Annotated in this window: 17 protein-coding genes; 5 read left to right on the top strand and 12 right to left on the bottom strand. The window is 62.6% G+C overall.

The window, feature by feature from the left end; all coding sequences use genetic code 11:
• The first annotated feature begins 156 nt into the window (after positions 1–156).
• On the top strand, positions 157–534 hold the full coding sequence (locus ACFWEM_RS15310; protein ID WP_333829489.1) for a hypothetical protein: 378 nt from the start codon (positions 157–159) through the stop codon (positions 532–534).
• Positions 535–687: 153 nt separating this feature from the next.
• On the opposite strand, the gene ACFWEM_RS15305 is transcribed toward ACFWEM_RS15310, so the two are convergent.
• Together ACFWEM_RS15305 and ACFWEM_RS15300 are read right to left on the bottom strand one after the other, a co-directional pair.
• Positions 688–1080: a nuclear transport factor 2 family protein gene (locus ACFWEM_RS15305; RefSeq protein WP_256083040.1), complete on the bottom strand. Its 393-nt coding sequence runs from the start codon at positions 1078–1080 to the stop codon at positions 688–690.
• Positions 1081–1190: 110 nt separating this feature from the next.
• Positions 1191–1748 carry a GNAT family protein gene (locus ACFWEM_RS15300; protein ID WP_333829486.1) on the bottom strand — a complete coding sequence of 186 codons (558 nt, stop codon included), beginning with the start codon at positions 1746–1748 and terminating at the stop codon, positions 1191–1193.
• 88 nt (positions 1749–1836) lie between these two features.
• Here ACFWEM_RS15300 and ACFWEM_RS15295 point away from each other — a divergent pair, with 88 nt between their 5' ends.
• Together ACFWEM_RS15295 and ACFWEM_RS15290 are read left to right on the top strand one after the other, a co-directional pair.
• Positions 1837–2244, top strand: coding sequence for a VOC family protein (locus tag ACFWEM_RS15295; RefSeq protein ID WP_209448320.1), 408 nt, complete (start codon positions 1837–1839; stop codon positions 2242–2244).
• 77 nt (positions 2245–2321) lie between these two features.
• Entirely contained in the window at positions 2322–3068 is a 747-nt protein-coding gene (locus tag ACFWEM_RS15290) for a phosphotransferase family protein (RefSeq protein ID WP_256083042.1), read from the top strand.
• A gap of 130 nt (positions 3069–3198) precedes the next feature.
• Here ACFWEM_RS15290 and ACFWEM_RS15285 read toward each other — a convergent pair whose 3' ends face one another.
• Positions 3199–3894: a hypothetical protein gene (locus ACFWEM_RS15285; protein WP_209448318.1), complete on the bottom strand. Its 696-nt coding sequence runs from the start codon at positions 3892–3894 to the stop codon at positions 3199–3201.
• A 462-nt stretch (positions 3895–4356) separates the two neighbouring features.
• Here ACFWEM_RS15285 and ACFWEM_RS15280 point away from each other — a divergent pair, with 462 nt between their 5' ends.
• Positions 4357–4596, top strand: a complete 240-nt coding sequence (locus ACFWEM_RS15280) for a hypothetical protein (protein WP_333829481.1) — start codon at positions 4357–4359, stop codon at positions 4594–4596.
• Positions 4597–4893: 297 nt separating this feature from the next.
• Here ACFWEM_RS15280 and ACFWEM_RS15275 read toward each other — a convergent pair whose 3' ends face one another.
• Complete coding sequence (locus ACFWEM_RS15275) at positions 4894–5343, bottom strand: hypothetical protein (RefSeq protein WP_209448316.1); 450 nt, start codon at positions 5341–5343, stop codon at positions 4894–4896.
• A 285-nt stretch (positions 5344–5628) separates the two neighbouring features.
• Here ACFWEM_RS15275 and ACFWEM_RS15270 point away from each other — a divergent pair, with 285 nt between their 5' ends.
• Positions 5629–6150, top strand: a complete 522-nt coding sequence (locus ACFWEM_RS15270; RefSeq protein ID WP_209448315.1) for a 2-oxo-4-hydroxy-4-carboxy-5-ureidoimidazoline decarboxylase — start codon at positions 5629–5631, stop codon at positions 6148–6150.
• Positions 6151–6206: 56 nt separating this feature from the next.
• Here the strand turns inward: ACFWEM_RS15270 and ACFWEM_RS15265 are convergent, their stop codons facing one another.
• The 8 genes from ACFWEM_RS15265 to ACFWEM_RS15230 form a co-directional block, all read right to left on the bottom strand.
• The gene (locus ACFWEM_RS15265; RefSeq protein ID WP_003941110.1) at positions 6207–6662 is read right to left on the bottom strand and encodes a tellurite resistance TerB family protein; all 456 of its coding nucleotides are present in this window, start codon (positions 6660–6662) and stop codon (positions 6207–6209) included.
• 84 nt (positions 6663–6746) lie between these two features.
• Positions 6747–8303, bottom strand: a complete 1557-nt coding sequence (locus ACFWEM_RS15260) for a TerD family protein (RefSeq protein WP_378534746.1) — start codon at positions 8301–8303, stop codon at positions 6747–6749.
• Positions 8304–8343: 40 nt separating this feature from the next.
• Positions 8344–9237, bottom strand: a complete 894-nt coding sequence (locus tag ACFWEM_RS15255; RefSeq protein WP_378534744.1) for an SGNH/GDSL hydrolase family protein — start codon at positions 9235–9237, stop codon at positions 8344–8346.
• Between the two features lie 159 nt (positions 9238–9396).
• Complete coding sequence (locus ACFWEM_RS15250; RefSeq protein ID WP_378534742.1) at positions 9397–10791, bottom strand: TerD family protein; 1395 nt, start codon at positions 10789–10791, stop codon at positions 9397–9399.
• Positions 10792–10818: 27 nt separating this feature from the next.
• Positions 10819–11676 carry an HAD family hydrolase gene (locus ACFWEM_RS15245; protein ID WP_378534740.1) on the bottom strand — a complete coding sequence of 286 codons (858 nt, stop codon included), beginning with the start codon at positions 11674–11676 and terminating at the stop codon, positions 10819–10821.
• The gene (locus tag ACFWEM_RS15240) at positions 11673–12782 is read right to left on the bottom strand and encodes a cysteine protease StiP family protein (RefSeq protein ID WP_378534738.1); all 1110 of its coding nucleotides are present in this window, start codon (positions 12780–12782) and stop codon (positions 11673–11675) included. The genes ACFWEM_RS15245 and ACFWEM_RS15240 overlap by 4 nt, the downstream gene beginning before the upstream one ends.
• The gene (locus ACFWEM_RS15235; RefSeq protein ID WP_378534736.1) at positions 12779–14068 is read right to left on the bottom strand and encodes a phosphoribosyltransferase family protein; all 1290 of its coding nucleotides are present in this window, start codon (positions 14066–14068) and stop codon (positions 12779–12781) included. Before ACFWEM_RS15235 ends, ACFWEM_RS15240 begins: the two co-directional genes overlap by 4 nt.
• The gene (locus tag ACFWEM_RS15230; RefSeq protein WP_378534734.1) at positions 14065–15222 is read right to left on the bottom strand and encodes an HpcH/HpaI aldolase/citrate lyase family protein; all 1158 of its coding nucleotides are present in this window, start codon (positions 15220–15222) and stop codon (positions 14065–14067) included. Before ACFWEM_RS15230 ends, ACFWEM_RS15235 begins: the two co-directional genes overlap by 4 nt.
• Positions 15223–15259: the final 37 nt, after the last annotated feature.

Raw genomic sequence — 15259 nt, 5'->3', positions numbered from 1 at the left:
CTCGCTGGCATCCCTCTTCGCAATCCTGATCCGGTACATCCTGGCTCACAGATGATGCCGTCGTTTCCTTATCCCGAGACAACACACCACGGGGTCTGTAGTCCGAAATCGAAAACCCGCCAGACGGAAGTGTCTACTGTTCGCCATACTTCGTGCATGCGCAAAGGGAGCCGGCTGTGGCCGGCGAACGCCGTCGCAGCGTTCGTCATGCTTGTGATCGCCGGAACACTCGTCGTGGTGTCCATCTACGGCGGTCTCTACTACGCGCGTCACCGGACACCCGCTGACGAATTCCCGATCAGTCTCACCTACCGTCACCGGCACTACAACCGCAACGGCGACCCCGTCGCCGACATGCCACGATCTGCGAGTGGATACGACTACTCGAAAGTCGACCACATCGACGACGAGAACATCGACCTGTATGCCGCAATTCGGCCGGGACGGCCCGTCACCACCAGCCAACCCGTCACCGTCCTTGCGCAAGGGGCGAACGGGATGTTCGTCCCGTACACGCTCCAAGGCGGTCCCTGAGAACTCGACGAAACGAACCGACGGTCTACCCCACGGCGCTCTCCCAGCACTCACATCATCCGGCCGATTGCCGCGGGTTCAGGATCCGGGTGAAGTCCTCGATCGGCGTTTCGGCGGCACATCCGTGACAGATGGATCGGTTGATTTCGGGCGCTACCCCATTCCCTGACTGACAATGAGCCAAGGGTCACCGTCAGACTCGCGGGCGAGCATGTACCCCCACGAAGTAGCGCCATTGTGCATCGACGCGACAGTCCGCTGTTCCAAGTCGAAATGAGTCAAGACTTGAACGCCCTGCTGGTACCCGGACATCCCGTTACCCTCGGGGACCTGAGGCAATGGATCCCCGACCTCGATGTTCGTGATGCTGACGATGTTGGTGAACCAACTATCCGCAGTGCTCTCGAACCGCTGCTCGAACTCAGGACTCAGCAAACGCTTCGCCGCCTCCACGTCATGCGCATTCAACGATTCGAGAAAGGCCCGCACAATGCTGGTGGGCGACGCGGACCGAGGGCCCGAACTCGTGACTGTTTCGGGCGCCATTGCGTTGCAGGCGCATATCGAGACTGTGGCGGCGAGCGAAACAACCGCACCAACAACCGATCTCAAGGTCCACCCATTTCTGAAAACCACCATCTCCGATCGCTCACTTCTCAGCACGATGTCGGCGACCACTCGTCAGCAAGCACAGCGAATACCACCGTGTCCGTCCACTCGCCCTTGACCCACATATCTTCCCGGAAATGGGCCTCCCGTCGCATTCCCACACGACGTGCGAGCCGAGCAGAAGCATCGTTTCGCGCATCCATCTGCGCCCTCACCCGATGCAGCGACGGTGCTGCGAACACGAGATCGAGCAACGCGGTCACCGCTTCCGTCGCGAACCCCTTCCCCGCAACCTCCGGGGAAAACACCCACCCGAGTTCCGCAGAGTGTTCGGTCCCTTCGATCAACCATGCCCCCACATTGCCCACCACCCGGCCCTCGTATTCGACGACAAGCGCCAGATGACCGTCGCCGAGGCTTCGGCACAAAACCTTCCGCTGCACTACCTTCCGCGCATGGTCGATTGTCCACGGATCGTCAAACAGAAAACGACACACCTCATGACGGCTGTAATAACGCAGCAGATCGTCCACGTCATCCGCGCAGTAGCCGCGGAGCACCAACCGCTCGGTGCTGACCGGCTCGAATACCTCGGACACTGTCATTACGCCACCTTCCCCCTCGCTTCCCACACGCCCCCGGTCAGAGCACAGAACTGGCGGCGTGATGCCGGAGCCCTGATAGAACTGTCGCATGCCGCTTTCTGCAAAGTTGTTCGCCGTGACCGTCGACTGCCCGCAGCCCAGAGAACTAGCCGAGTTTTATCAGAAGTTCCTTGGTGGACAACTTCGTTCAGGTAACCCGGATTTCGTTGTGCTCACGAGTGAGCAGGATGTCCGCATTGATTTCCAACGCGTTGACAATCATGTGCCAGACCGGTGGCCCAACCCGGACGCGCCTCGTCGACTTCACCTCGACTTCAGTGTCGACAACCTTCCTGAAGCTGAACAGCAGCTGTGTGATCTCGGTGCAGAACTCGCTTCTCACCAACCGGGTGGTCAGCGGTTTCGGGTCTTCTTCGATCCCGCCGGGCACCCGTTCTGCGTCACCTCGTCTCAGGTGGCAGCAACGATCCCACCCCGCTCGGACCCGAACGAGTGAGCTCGAACAACCGATCACGATCGCATGCGCACGATAACCCCCCGACGCCAGAGCCCATCTCAGTCACAATTGTCGACGTGACAGAAGTCGAGGTCGTCGTCGCCCATAACGAGCGCGCGACTCTGCGGGTCGGCGAGGTGTTCCTCAAGATCGACGCCGATCAGTCGAATACCGACGTCGAGGTCGAAGCAATGCTTCGAGCCCCAATCCCCACGGCGCAGATTCTGTGGCGCAAGCCGCCCGTGCTCGCGCTCGCCGCACTGCGGGGAAACGCGCTCGGTCGCCTCGGCGAACCGTCGACCGCGTCTTCAGCGGCGTGGGCCGCAGCAGGTGCCGCCGTTCGAATGCTGCACGACGCACCGTTGCCGCCCTGGCCCGGCCGTAGTCTCGACGACATCGCCTCAGAACTGGACCGCGAATGTGCATGGCTGACCAGGAGCGGGGCCGTTGCCACCGGCGTGATTGCATCCAACCGTCGGATTGCCGAGATTGCGCTCAGGTCGTGGACTCCGGTGTTCACACACGGTGATCTCCAAGCCTCCCATATGTTCGTCGCCGGCGACGAGGTCACCGGTGTCATCGACTGGTCCGAAGCAACCCAAGGTGATCCCTTGTACGACCTCGCAACACTGACCCTCGGCCACCCGGAACATCTCGATAACGTCGTTGAGGGCTACGGCGCTGACGTCGACCTCGAGGTCATCCAGGCGTGGTGGTCGTTGCGCAGCTTGAGAGGTGTCCGTTGGCTGATCGAGCACGATTTCAATCCAGCCGCACCGGGCTGCGAAGTCGACCTGCTGAACCGACAAGCGATACGCGGATGACGAGAACCGAATCACCAGGATAGTTCTGCCGCGCTTCGATTGGACCGCAATTGCACTGTCGCACCGACTCACAATGACGACCCTGTGGGTTGACTGCGAATGCGCAGCATTCGAAACGTGCAGTATTCCTTCACAGCAATTGCGGCAACTCGAATTCGATCGTTGTCGGAGCCAGGCCGAACTCGGGATATGCCACGGTGATCCACAAGGGCCCCTGAGGTGGCGGGCTGAGAAAGTATTCGCCGCCGGTGGTGATCCCGAACAGGTTCTCGGCGATACCACGCCACGAACGGCCACCGTACAACCAAGGCTCATTCGGGTCGTCGGGGTAGTCACCGGGGTGGGTCGAGTTCGCGAGAATCGGCCCGGTGATGGTGTCGACAATGAGTCTAATTCTGTGCGGTTCACCGGGTTTGATCCGGGATCCGAAATTCATCTGCTCGTTGCTCGGCTGGGCGAGGGAGGGCATCTCCTCGGGCGTAGGTTCGTGCGCTACGACATGGAATGCGAGCCCAGTACGAAATAGCTGCAGGTTGGTCAACCGGAGATCGAAGCAGGGGTCGGCGGGGAACGGTAGGGATATGTCGTATGAAGCGCGAAGGTTGGAATCGGCTTGCGGGAGTCGTCGCCAGTCGGGGAGATCTCGGCTACGAATCAGTTGTTCGGTGCGTGATCGTTCAGGACGATTCAGGGCATCCAGCTTCTCCCTCAATACCGGGTCCGGAATTTGTTCGACAGCCAGCCGCAAGACCTGACCACTGCGCAGTACGTGCGCATCCCACTGCGGGGTGGACCGTACGTAGGCGAAATTGATGCGTTCCGACATCTTGTGATCCTCTCGCCCCGGGTGTTACAAGATCGTATTCCGCCGCCGACCGGCCGCAGACTCAGCCAGACCAAATCTGTTCCACAATCATCCTTTCCGTTGGAGGACCATGGAAGGATGATGAGATGCGTACGTTGATCGCAGCGGGGGCTGCAACCTTCTTGATTGGGGGTCTTATCTGCGTTGGCTTCGTGCTTTGGTGGCTCGGGCAACCGACCCATTGCACTTCGTACGCACCTCTGACATCACAGATCACGGATCCGACTAACTTACCTACGATCTCCCTCTGCCCTGGCAGTGATGAGAGCCCGACGCTGTATCTCATCGTCGGGCTGCTGGCCAGCGCTGCGGTCGGAGCGCTCACTGGGTTCGTTGTCTGGCGCAGCGGAGTTCAGTTGTCGCGCACCCGGTAATTTTTACCCTTCTCACTACCGACCTCGCGGCCTTGTGCTGAAGCGGCATGTGCTTCACCAACCCAAATTCACCACGTATGGAAGCGACACCGCAGGTTGTCGACTCGATGCGCTCGGCGACGACCTCGACGAACTGCTCTCCTACCTAGACGCCTGGTCCGAGGCGATCGTCGATGCCAACTCCTATCCCAAGCGGATTTCCGGGATCTACTACCTCGGCGGTGGCCCGCATTTCGGTTCCGGGTTGACCATAAATACCGCAGCTGATCTGTACGAGGGCAGGGCGTGAATGATGGCTATGACCCATTCTCAGCTAGGCCAAACCTGCTGCACGATCATCCACAGCCACTCACGGACCGGCTGCGGAAACGGACTCCAATACAACCACCAATTGTCCATCTGCGAATCCTCCTCACCTGCACTGTTGCACTGACTCAGTGACGCCCCGGCAGGTTGACTTCGTCAGCGGACTTGTCGGGCGCAAACCTTTGAATGCTGGGTGTCTGAGTCCGCCGTCGGTGTACTCCCGGTATTCCACATCGCACACCAAAAGCGGTCCACATCCGCGTTACCAGACCAGCGCGGCTCACGGATGGACGGACGTAGCACGATAACGGTAGCCATCCTGGTGCGCGTCGGAACCGTACTGCGCAACGAGATCCTCGTATTCGAGGTCCACTAGCTGGCCTGGAGTCAGGACGCGGTACCCAGTCGCCACAATCTCGGAGTAGAACACCCAACAACCGCCGGGAATTTCGGCGGCGTCGAGTACACCCCAGCCCTCATCGGCGTGGAACTCACGGACGACCGCGCTTGCCCGGAGCGGCGGCGGGTCCTCGAATGTGGTTTCGGCAACGAGGTCCGAATCCGTAATCTCAGTGATGGTGCCGTCGGGATCGATGTTCCAGGCTTTGACCCCGGTGAATGTCGGTTCTCGCCCTGGGAAGCTCTGTGGGCCGAAGACCGAGATACCGGCTGCGACGACCGCCAATGCCGTCAGCGCATATCCCCATCGCCGGGAATCCCGAGAGCCCATGGCATGGACGCTACAGGCACCACTACGCCTAGTAGGGGCTGCTCGAATCGTGGGTCGTCGAGCACGGCATCGATGCTGCACTCGACAACTCTGAGCCTCGCCGGTTGCCGCTCGTGGGTTCCTGCGTTGTGTGGGTCAGCTCATTACGCCGCGTTAAGAACCTGAAAACTCGGTGAGCAAACCTTCCTTTCCCAGGTGAAGCGGCGGATTATCGAATTGGCCGCACGTCTGGTTACCGTGCGGCATGTCGAGCGCGCCTGAAGGCACAACGGGCCGGGAGGTCACATGCTGCTACATCAATCGATCGGGTTGGAGCGCTTCAACGAACTACCGCGACAGAAGGCGGTTCACGCACTGTTCGAGTGCTGCTGCTCGCTGACGTGGGCCGGGTGGGTCAGCGACGGACGTCCGTTCGCCAGTCACGCGGAGATCCTCTCGCGAGCCGAGGACGCGATTCTCAACCTCTCGGACGTCGACGTCGAACGCGCCCTGCAATGCCATCCACCGATCGGCGTGCGCAAGAACAGCGTGCCGTCCCACCTCGAGCAATGCTCGATCTGGGTTCCGGACGACGCCGTCATGGCCACCATCTATCGCGCCGGCGAGGAGTACGAGCGGAACTTCGGCTTCCGGTATCTGTGGTGTTCGCACGGCCACGACGCCGACGACCTGCTCGAGAACATCGGCCAGCGCATGTCCAACGAACGGTCCGTCGAGCGCAAGGTCTGCGTCGACGAGCTCGCCAAGATCACGCGGACGAGGATCGAGCGCATGCTGGGACCCGAGGACGGTTATCCCGAATACTGAAAAGAAAAGCGGGTGCAGCGCTTTCGCGCCGCACCCGCTTTCATGCTCTGAATCGATCAGAGATCGAACTCGGCCGGAGAGATTCCGACTGCAAAACACATGTCGCGTACGACGCCGCGCTCGTGCTCGTCGAAGTTGCCGTCCGCGCCGCCGATGATGATGCCGATCTGGATGACCGCGCGGGCCTGATCTTGCTTCGACTTGAGCTTGGCAATGGTTGCGGTTGCCTCGACCTTGCCGAACTCGTAGTCCGAGGACAGCTTGCTGCAGTACCAGTCGAACTGCTCACGAAGCTCGTCCGGCGGGAAGACCGCGAGCGACTCGTTGCTCATGATCAGCGCGGCGGTCTTCTGACGCTCCGACGGATCGATCGAACCGTCTGCGGCGGCGATCAACGCGCACATTGCCATGCTCGCGTTCTTGAATTCCTTGTTCTGGAACTGGCTGGTCTTTGTCTTGAGCTGGCCGTTCATCTCCTGAGCCTTAGCCTTCAACTGATCCCAGAATGCCATGAGTCTCCTCGAGTATTGCCGCCACACACCGCGCGTGGTCGTACCACCACTCTGCCTGTGCGCTCGGCAATCCGCCATCGGCCACTAGGTGCGGTCGAACACTGCCAGAATTCGCGACTCGGAGATCGGGTCGAGCACGTCCGGGGTGAAGTGCCATTGCGTGCGGGTCCACGGATCGTGAACCTCCGTCTGCCCTGCTGCCGAAAGATGTTGGCACCCCTCGGACAGTGCGGCGACGGATTCTTCCGCGAAGTTCGACTCGTCCTCTCCGACAATCAGTATGGACAAACCGATTCCCGGCCCGCGTTCGGCGAGGAACATGATGGTCTGTGCGTCTTCGGCGGAGTATCCGTGCGGGAAATCGCTGAGAATCAACAGGCGAAGGGAACTCGGGCCATCGGCGACGCCACTCATTCGCGCGAGTTCGCCCATGTCGACGGCCTCGGCCAGTGCCCGCAAGCGCGCCGAGATCTCGGTGTGAGCGGTGATGACCGGCCCCGCGAGCATCGGTGCCAGTCGATCGGTCAATGGTGTGAGCGAGCCGGTCAGATCGACGACGTCGAGTAGCGGCATCGGGCCTGCGGCCATGACGCGCACGGTGACGGCACTGATCAGACCGAGCGCTGCTTTGCTCGACGTACTGTCCACCCAGATCGGCCGACGCAGCGGCAGCGGGACGCAGTACGGAACGGTGAGCGTGCCGCGGTCCGGAGCCGTAAGCTCGCCAAGGCGCATTCCGTCGCTGACGGCCGTGATCTGCGCCGGATCAGTTGCACCTGCCCACGACACCGACTTCCACGACGCCATCGACCGTGGGAGCACGCCGTCGATCACGCCGAGTTCGTGTGCAAGCTGGGCGCTGTCTCGGGCGTGGTTGTCCCGCGCGAGTGAGACGAGGTCGTCGTGACGCTTCTGTGCGGCGTCACGCGCCGCCACTCCCGCTGCCGAGTTCCGCAGCGACGGATCTGCGACGGCTGCGGTCAGATCCTCGTCCAACCGAGCCAGCGCGTACTCGCTGCTGGAGACGAAGGAAGCGGCAGATCGCGAAGCGTCCTCGAAGATCATCCACGCACGCTCCAGGCCCCGGCCCACCTCCAACGGCTCCACCGCGGAATCCCACGCGGGCGCAGCCGTCGGGGCTGGTTGTGCCGGCTCGTCGTCCACCTCGACGCCGTGCACCGAGATCAGTTCCGCCAAACCACCCGAATAGCCCTGCCCGACGGCCCGGATCTTCCACGCACCGGACTTTCGATACAGCTCCCAGCAGATGACCGCTGTTTCGGTGCCTGCGGTGGGGATCGCGAATTCGGCCAGGACCGAACCGGATTGATCGCTCAGGGTGGCGGAGAGCCCGGCTGCGCGAAAAACGCCCGCGGCCGTCGCTGCCGGATCCACGCTCACGATGCACAACACGGCTGCCGCAGCGGGGTGAAGTCGATCGAGCTCCACCCGGATGCCACTCTCGTCGAGTTGCACTCCAGCGGTGGACGGTTGGTTGTAGAAAACGAAGTCCGCGGACGTCAATGCCCGCAGGTTCGCGTCCGCTACCAGCGCCGACACGTCGAACGGCGTCTGGCTCTCGGCTCGAAACGTCACCACGGGCGCCGGCAGCGGCGCGTTCTGTCCGGGAACAAAAGTCATACCCACAGCAGCGAACTATGCCATGACCGGGCTCTCTCGGTCAGCCTTGCACGTCCGCCACCACTAGATCGGCCACCGCGGTCATCCCGGCGTCCGTGAAGTGCAAGCGCTGCGCCGTCGACTCCGAGAACAGGCCCTCGAACCAACGCTGATCTGCACTCGCGCACGCGTCGTGCCCGCCGGCGATGCTCGCCGCCGCAATGTCGACAGTGCGCACACCGTGGGCATGGGCGACCTCGTCGAACTTCGTGTTGTAGCGCGCGAAATAGTCCATGAACCAGGCTGCGTCGGCGTCGGAGAACGGGATGTTCGGCCAGCATCCGCGAGAGGAAATCATGCCGCCCTCTCCGATCAGGTAGATGCGAGCGTTCGGCGCGCGCTGCGTGACCGCGGTCAGGATGCGATCCAATTCTCCGGCAGCGCGGTCGATTCCGGATTGGGCGACGGAATTCGCGAGCGGGTCGTATCGACATCCACGATCGGTTCCTGGTCCCGGAGCGACGCACAGAGGGCCGAGGAAAATGCTGTTGGAATCGTTGCCGCCGATCGAGATGGTGATCAGGTCGGTGTCCGGGTGGACGGCATCGAGCTGGACCGGCCAGTAGTTCGGAATCAGTTGCGGGGTGTCGATGATGTTCTCGGCGCGGGCCGCACTGCAGGAGACGTCGGCGAACTCGGCGACCTCGAGTGCCCGCGAGATCTTGCCCGCGAAGTTCTCGTACGAACGCGAACAGGCGTCGGGGTACATCGGTTCCAGCCTTGGGCCGGAAGCGCGGGAATCACCGAGGGCGACGTACTTGATCCCGGTCTCGGATCCACCTGACAGCGTTTCCGACTGCGGCACCGAAGCCTGCGCGATCCCGGTGCTCACGAGCGCCAGCACAACGCCTGCGACAGCCGCCGCCCGACCGAGACGTTTCCCTCGAATGATCATCTACTGTGCCAAGTCCTCTCGCGCTCGGCCGCTCGACTGACGGCTCGACATGCCGCCTGAGGTTAACGCACAGAGTGGACAACGATGTCCGGTTCGGCAGATGGCGATCGAAATCACCTACCGCCGAACCGGATTCGTCAGAGCTTATGCAGTTTCGACTCAAGCAGTGAGGAAGCGGCCTAGCTGCGGCGCAGCTTCTCCTGCGTGCTTGGCCTGGATGCCTTCACCGATGGCCTGCAGCTTCCATTCACCGTTCACGCGGTACACCTTTGCCATCACCATTCCGGTGAAAGCCATGCCGCCCTGGAGCGTGTACCGGGCGAGCTCGGAGTTGGTGGTGCTGTCCACGAGACGGCAGAAAGCATTCGAGACCTGCTCGAACGTGTGTCCGCGGTACGAGGTCACGGTGAAGATCACGGTGGTCACGTGAGCCGGGACTCGCTGCAGATCGACGAGCATGACCTCGTCGTCTCCGTCGCCGTCGCCGGTCAGGTTGTCACCCATGTGACGGACGGAGCCGTCCTTGGACGTCAGCTGACCGTAGTAACAGACGTCGACGAGATTGCCGTCGGCGTAGAGGAGAGCAGAAGCGTCGAGGTCGACGTCGGCCGTCCGGCTTCCGAACAGGCCGCTCTTCTTGATCGGATCCCAACCCAGACCCATCTGGATCATGGTGAGCGCGACGCCGCCCTCCTTGCGGAGCGTGACCTTCTGGCCCTTGGTCAGGCTGACGGGACGTCCCTTGACCAGGCTCACCTCGGGCTGCTGCGCCGGCGGCTGGTTCTGCACGGGAGGCGCCGGGGGTGCCTGGTTGTAAGTCGGCTGCTGGTTGTACGCAGGCTGCTGCGCCGGCGGGTAGGCCGGCGGCGTCGGTCCCTGGTTGTAGGCAGGCGGCTGGTTGTACGCGGGCGGGGCCGGCGGAACCGGCGGCGCGTTGTACGAAGGCTGCTGCTGCGGCGGCTGGTTGTACGCCGGCGGAGTAGGAGCGACGGACGAGGGCGGCGTGATCGGAGCCGGAGCCGCGACCGGAGTGGGCGGCGGCGGCGCGGGCGCATCGTCGACGGACACACCGTGATCGGTGACCAGCGCGGCAAATCCACCCGCGTAACCCTGGCCGACAGCGCGCACCTTCCACGCGCCCTGGCGGCGGTACACCTCGAGTGCGATGACGATGGACTCGGTGGTGAGACCGTCGATCACGTACTCGTACAACACGTTCCCGGTCGCGTCGGAAACCCGAGCGGTCGGTGCAGCAGTGCGCCCGAAGTTCGACGACGCGTCGTCGAGCGTGATGACGGCGCGAACCTGCTCGATGTCAGCCGGAACGCCGGCGAGTGAGACTCGGAGTGAGGCAATGCCACCCGGGTTGGGCACCAACTGCACACCGGGTCCGGTGGGCTGGTTGAAGAAGACGAAGTCGGCGTCGGAACGAACTTTTCCGTTGCTCGTCACGAGGAGTGCAGACAGGTCAGCGGCTGCAGCCAACTGAACCGACACAACTACATCCGAGACGTCCAGCGGGCCGTTCTGCCCTTTGGCAAGCGATACAGACAACTAAATCCCCTTCATAGAGAGCGTGTATTACCCGAGCGCGGAAGAGAACCACCGCAATATCTCCGCGCTCGCTGCGATACCGGACCTTTCTGTCACAGTAACGGTCGGCCGTTGCCAATTCAGTTCTTCCAGCTCACCGTGCCTCGGCCGGATCGCGAAATCGGAGTATTCGAGCATGTCCGCATCCAACGCACCGTCACCAGCCGAGATCACGACGGCTGACTGATCCAGATCACCCGACTCGACCAATCTGCGGCGCACCTCTGCCAGCGCGCGTGACTTCGAGACCGCGTCGGGCATCGTGTAGATCTTCCGGCCTTGACGCGAGACGTTCCAGCCCCGCGTCACGCACCAGTGATTCCATTCGGTTTCGAAATCACTCGGCATCACGGCCAGATCGACGACCAGGTACGGAAACAGATCGTCGGCAACACGAATGGAGCTGACCCAACTCGAGTCGATCCGCGATTCCAGTTCCGCATGAACCTGCGGCAACTCGGCGCCGGCCTTGCGAGTCGAACGGTCGATCTCGTTTCGCCATTCGAGATCGGCTTCGCCGTCTACGAGGATGTTTCCGCCGTTGCTCGTGATCGCGTACTTCCACGGTCCGCCGGGAAGGTCGATCCGCTGGAACTGTGCAATGGTCCTGGTGGTTGTCGGAATCACCGGAACCCGCGAGCTGAGCGCAGTCAGCAATTCGATCGATTCGACGCTCATGTGTGAGAGCGGGCCGCCGTTGTAGTACTCGACGCACAGCGGGCTCGGGGCCGAATCCAGATCGGAGCCACTGGGATCGCCGCCGATCGCGGCCTGTGAATAGATCATCGTGCGGTCCAGATCCGTGGCGATCAGGACCTGGGACGCAGCGGTGTCAACACGGCTCACGTGATGTCCTTGATCAGCCCGACACACGAGTAGGCGAGATCATGGACGACCTCGACCGGGACCCCACGGGCCTGTGCCAACAACCGGATGTGTGCGTGCTCCGGGGCTTCGAGTTCGCGCACCAGAACCTTCCAGGGAAGCCGGCGCAGCAGCACCCTTGTTGTTTCTCCGACACCGGGTTTGACGAAGTTGACCGTCGATATCCCGTATTCGACCTGCACCTTCTCCACCGACTCCCAACCGGCCCAGGTCGGCGTCCGATCGGAATCGAGCACTGCGGCAAGAGAATCCGCGACATCGGCACGGACGGAGTCGAACTCGGCCGAGACCACGCCGAGCAACCTGTTGGAAACGTCGACGTCGGCGAGGTCGGCGTAGAACTTGGCGCCGTGGAAATCACCCGGCCCGATGAGGGTGTCGTTGAGGACTGTTCGTGAGACCAGCCCGGACACCGTCGAATTGAGGCACGCGGACGCGATCAGGAAGTCGTCGCGGGTTCCGTACGTTCGCACGCAGTGGCCGGGGTCTGCGAGAACAGCCAGATCGGAATCGAACTTCGCTCCGCCCGCCTCGTGGTACTCCGTCAACGCTGCGTCGAGTTCGCGGGCGATGGCGCCTTTGCCCGTCCAGCCGTCGACGAAGACGACGTTCTCCGAGTCGTGATGGTGCGCAAGATAATCGAGTGCGACGGAATCGATGCCCTTGCCACGGACGATGGACACCGCGTAGTGCGGCAGCGTCAATCCGCGGGTCTGCTGGGCCCAGCGGCGCATCAGAATCCCGATCGGTGTTCCGGCCCGGGCGAGTGAGACCAGCGTGATGTCACTCCCCCGCTCGGCCAGCACCAGGTCCATCACGGTCCCGACAGCGCGTGCCAGGCGAGGAGCGCTCTCGGCGAGCACCGTCTCGAACAGATCCCGGTACGCCTGATCGGGTTGGTACTCGATGGGAAGGGACTCCGCGTAGTGCGCCTCACCCGACTGAATGCGCTTCTCGCGCACGGAAACATCCGCTTCGAGATCCACATGCGAGAGATCCTTGAGCAGCCACTTCACTTCACCCGGCGAGTACGAACCGAAATCGGGTCCGACCAATGGTTCGTTCATGACGACCCTCCTGCTCTGGAATCTCGCAGCGCCGACGGATCGGCCCCGCGAACGGTGGCGACCAAGACGTCGGTGCCGGAGTTTCGCAGCACTTCGACCACTCCGTCCATCGCCGTCAACCGATCGGTGTCGGCCGGCTCGTCCACCACGAGCAATGCAACCGCGTCGACCGCCGCATCAGGCCACTGCGCGTTGTAGACGTATCGAGGCTCGTTTTCACCCAGTTCCGGTGCCGGAAAGGTGAACCCGCGGCGCAGCGGGTATCCCGGAACGTCGACGACATAGGCGGGTGAGCGAGTCGTGGTCTGGTACCGAACCGCTCGCCCAGAGCTTTCCAAGCCCGCCGCGATGCGCAGTGGCAGGTACATCAACTCCTCGTGACCGATCACGATCACAGCACGCGACGCGTCGATCGATGATCCGAGAAGCGACACCGCTGCCTCGACGGCTGACTCGAATGCCTCGGTGTCGCCGTCGAGAAATCCGTGCCGGCCACCGTCAGGGACATGTGCTGGCCACGGCAGATCCAGGCGGGACAGCGTGCCGCGTCGGTCACCGATCGGATTGAGATCCGGAGCATCCAGAGCCGTGACACGCTCGGTCAGGCCGACGGGCAGGACGGTCGAACCCGAAGCGAGAGAGACGTAATCGATCCGCACGCCCAACTCCGCGGCCGCCGCCTCACTGGCGGCACGGTGTTCCTCGGTTCTCATGTCCACCAGCGAGGCCACGACGTAGCGGCTTCGCGGGCATTGCCCGTGCAGCGCCCGGATGGCATCGATCGCGGTGGCGCCGGTGGAGATCTCGTCGTCGACGAGGACCAGTGGCAGGTCGTTCTCGAACAGTTCGGCGGACGTCGGCTGCATCAGATGGCTCGTGGCGTGCGAGTGCCCCTCCTCGAACCCGGCGAGCGTCGTAGCACCGGGTACGTCTCGGCGCGTGGAGTGCAGGTAGCAGTGAGCGTGGAGGCGAGCTGCGACGCAGTGACCCAAACCTGTTGCAGTTTCGGCAAACCCGAGAACGACGACGTCCACACCGTCACCGAGGGTGGTTCGCACCAAGTCCCCGAGGTCGTCGGCAGCATCGATGACCACGGACGGCTCGGTGGGCACGTGCTTACCCAGCACGGTGGACACCAGCAGGTGCGCCCGGCGCGGATTCCGTCGAAGACCCGGGATCACCAGATCGGGCACCGAATGCCCGAGTGACGAATCACCGTGAACGAGGTCCAAGCCGAATTCTGCTGTAGCCCAGGGAACATCCTTGGACTGGACAAGCTCTGTCATCGATCGACCAACGCCGTCAGCAACTCGACAAACGTGATCCCCTTGTTGGTCACACCGAACACGTGAGCGCGGAGCGCGGTCTGCCGCGCCCAATTGCGATGCGGCTTCATCTCGTTCATCTTGTTCCGGTAGCCGGAGGCCTGAACTCCACCGGCGTCGGCACCGAGAATGTCGAGGGCATCGTGATATTCCTCGTGCGTGACCGCGGACAGCGCATTGACCGCCGCGACGTGCGACGGGTGGATGACCGTCTTGCCCTGGATTCCGTTGGCCCGGTCCAGCGCAATCTCGCGGAGCAGACCGTCGAGGTCGCGGCTGACGAGATGCTGACGGAACCGGACAGCGTCGTGTTCCTCGAACGGAGTGGCGCGGAGCATCGGCCGGAACATGCGTTCGTGATCGGCGAAGTACTCCCACACGGGCCCGGTGATGACAAAACCCGAACCGTCGGCGCGGCCGAGGTAGTTGACGATGTCGGCGATGACGTCGACCACCACGCGCACGTCGTAGATGGTCAGATCGCGGTCACGACGAATGCCGAAGGTGCTGCACATGTCGGTGGCGCCGATGCGGACGGCAAGGATTCGATCGCGGTGCTGCCCGAGAATCCCACTGATGGTGCGCAATTCGAGATCACGCGTATCGCGGTGAACCAGCGCGGGTGATTCGAGCACCGGCATCGCGTAAAGATGCTTACCCAGCAGCTCGGATGCGTCCGCGACGGCGTCGAGGAACACGGGGCCGGACTCGCTGCCGAACTTCGGGATGACGAACCCAGTGAGGGCTGCGCGCCCCTCGGTCAACGACGCCGCGACCTTGTGGATGTCCGCGACTTCACGAACCCGCACGAACAGCAGCATTCCGACGGCGTCGGTGGACGCGATCTTGTCGAGAGCTTCGACCGCGTTTGCTCGCGCCGATTCGACCTCGTGATCGGCGACGGCGTCTTCGAGATCGAGCACCATCGAGCTGACGCCCTCGGACGCACGCTTGGACACAATGTCGGCCAACCCGGCCCGGGTGGCAGGAACGTAGAGAGTTGCACCCAGAGCAATCGCGAGCAGATCCCTCTCGTCGGAATCCGCGAACGATCGAGGCGCGTGCAGGAACAGTTGCTCCCGCACGTCATCCTCGAGATGTTGAAAGTGCTGCATTTCTCTTCTCTCTGTAACCGCAATCAAGTCCATGAAA

The sequence above is a fragment of the Rhodococcus sp. NPDC060176 genome, assembly GCF_042728675.1.
Taxonomy (GTDB): Bacteria; Actinomycetota; Actinomycetes; order Mycobacteriales; family Mycobacteriaceae; genus Rhodococcus_F.
The sequence above is the reverse complement of the archived record's forward strand: the minus strand, read 5'-3'. Positions and strand labels throughout refer to the sequence as shown.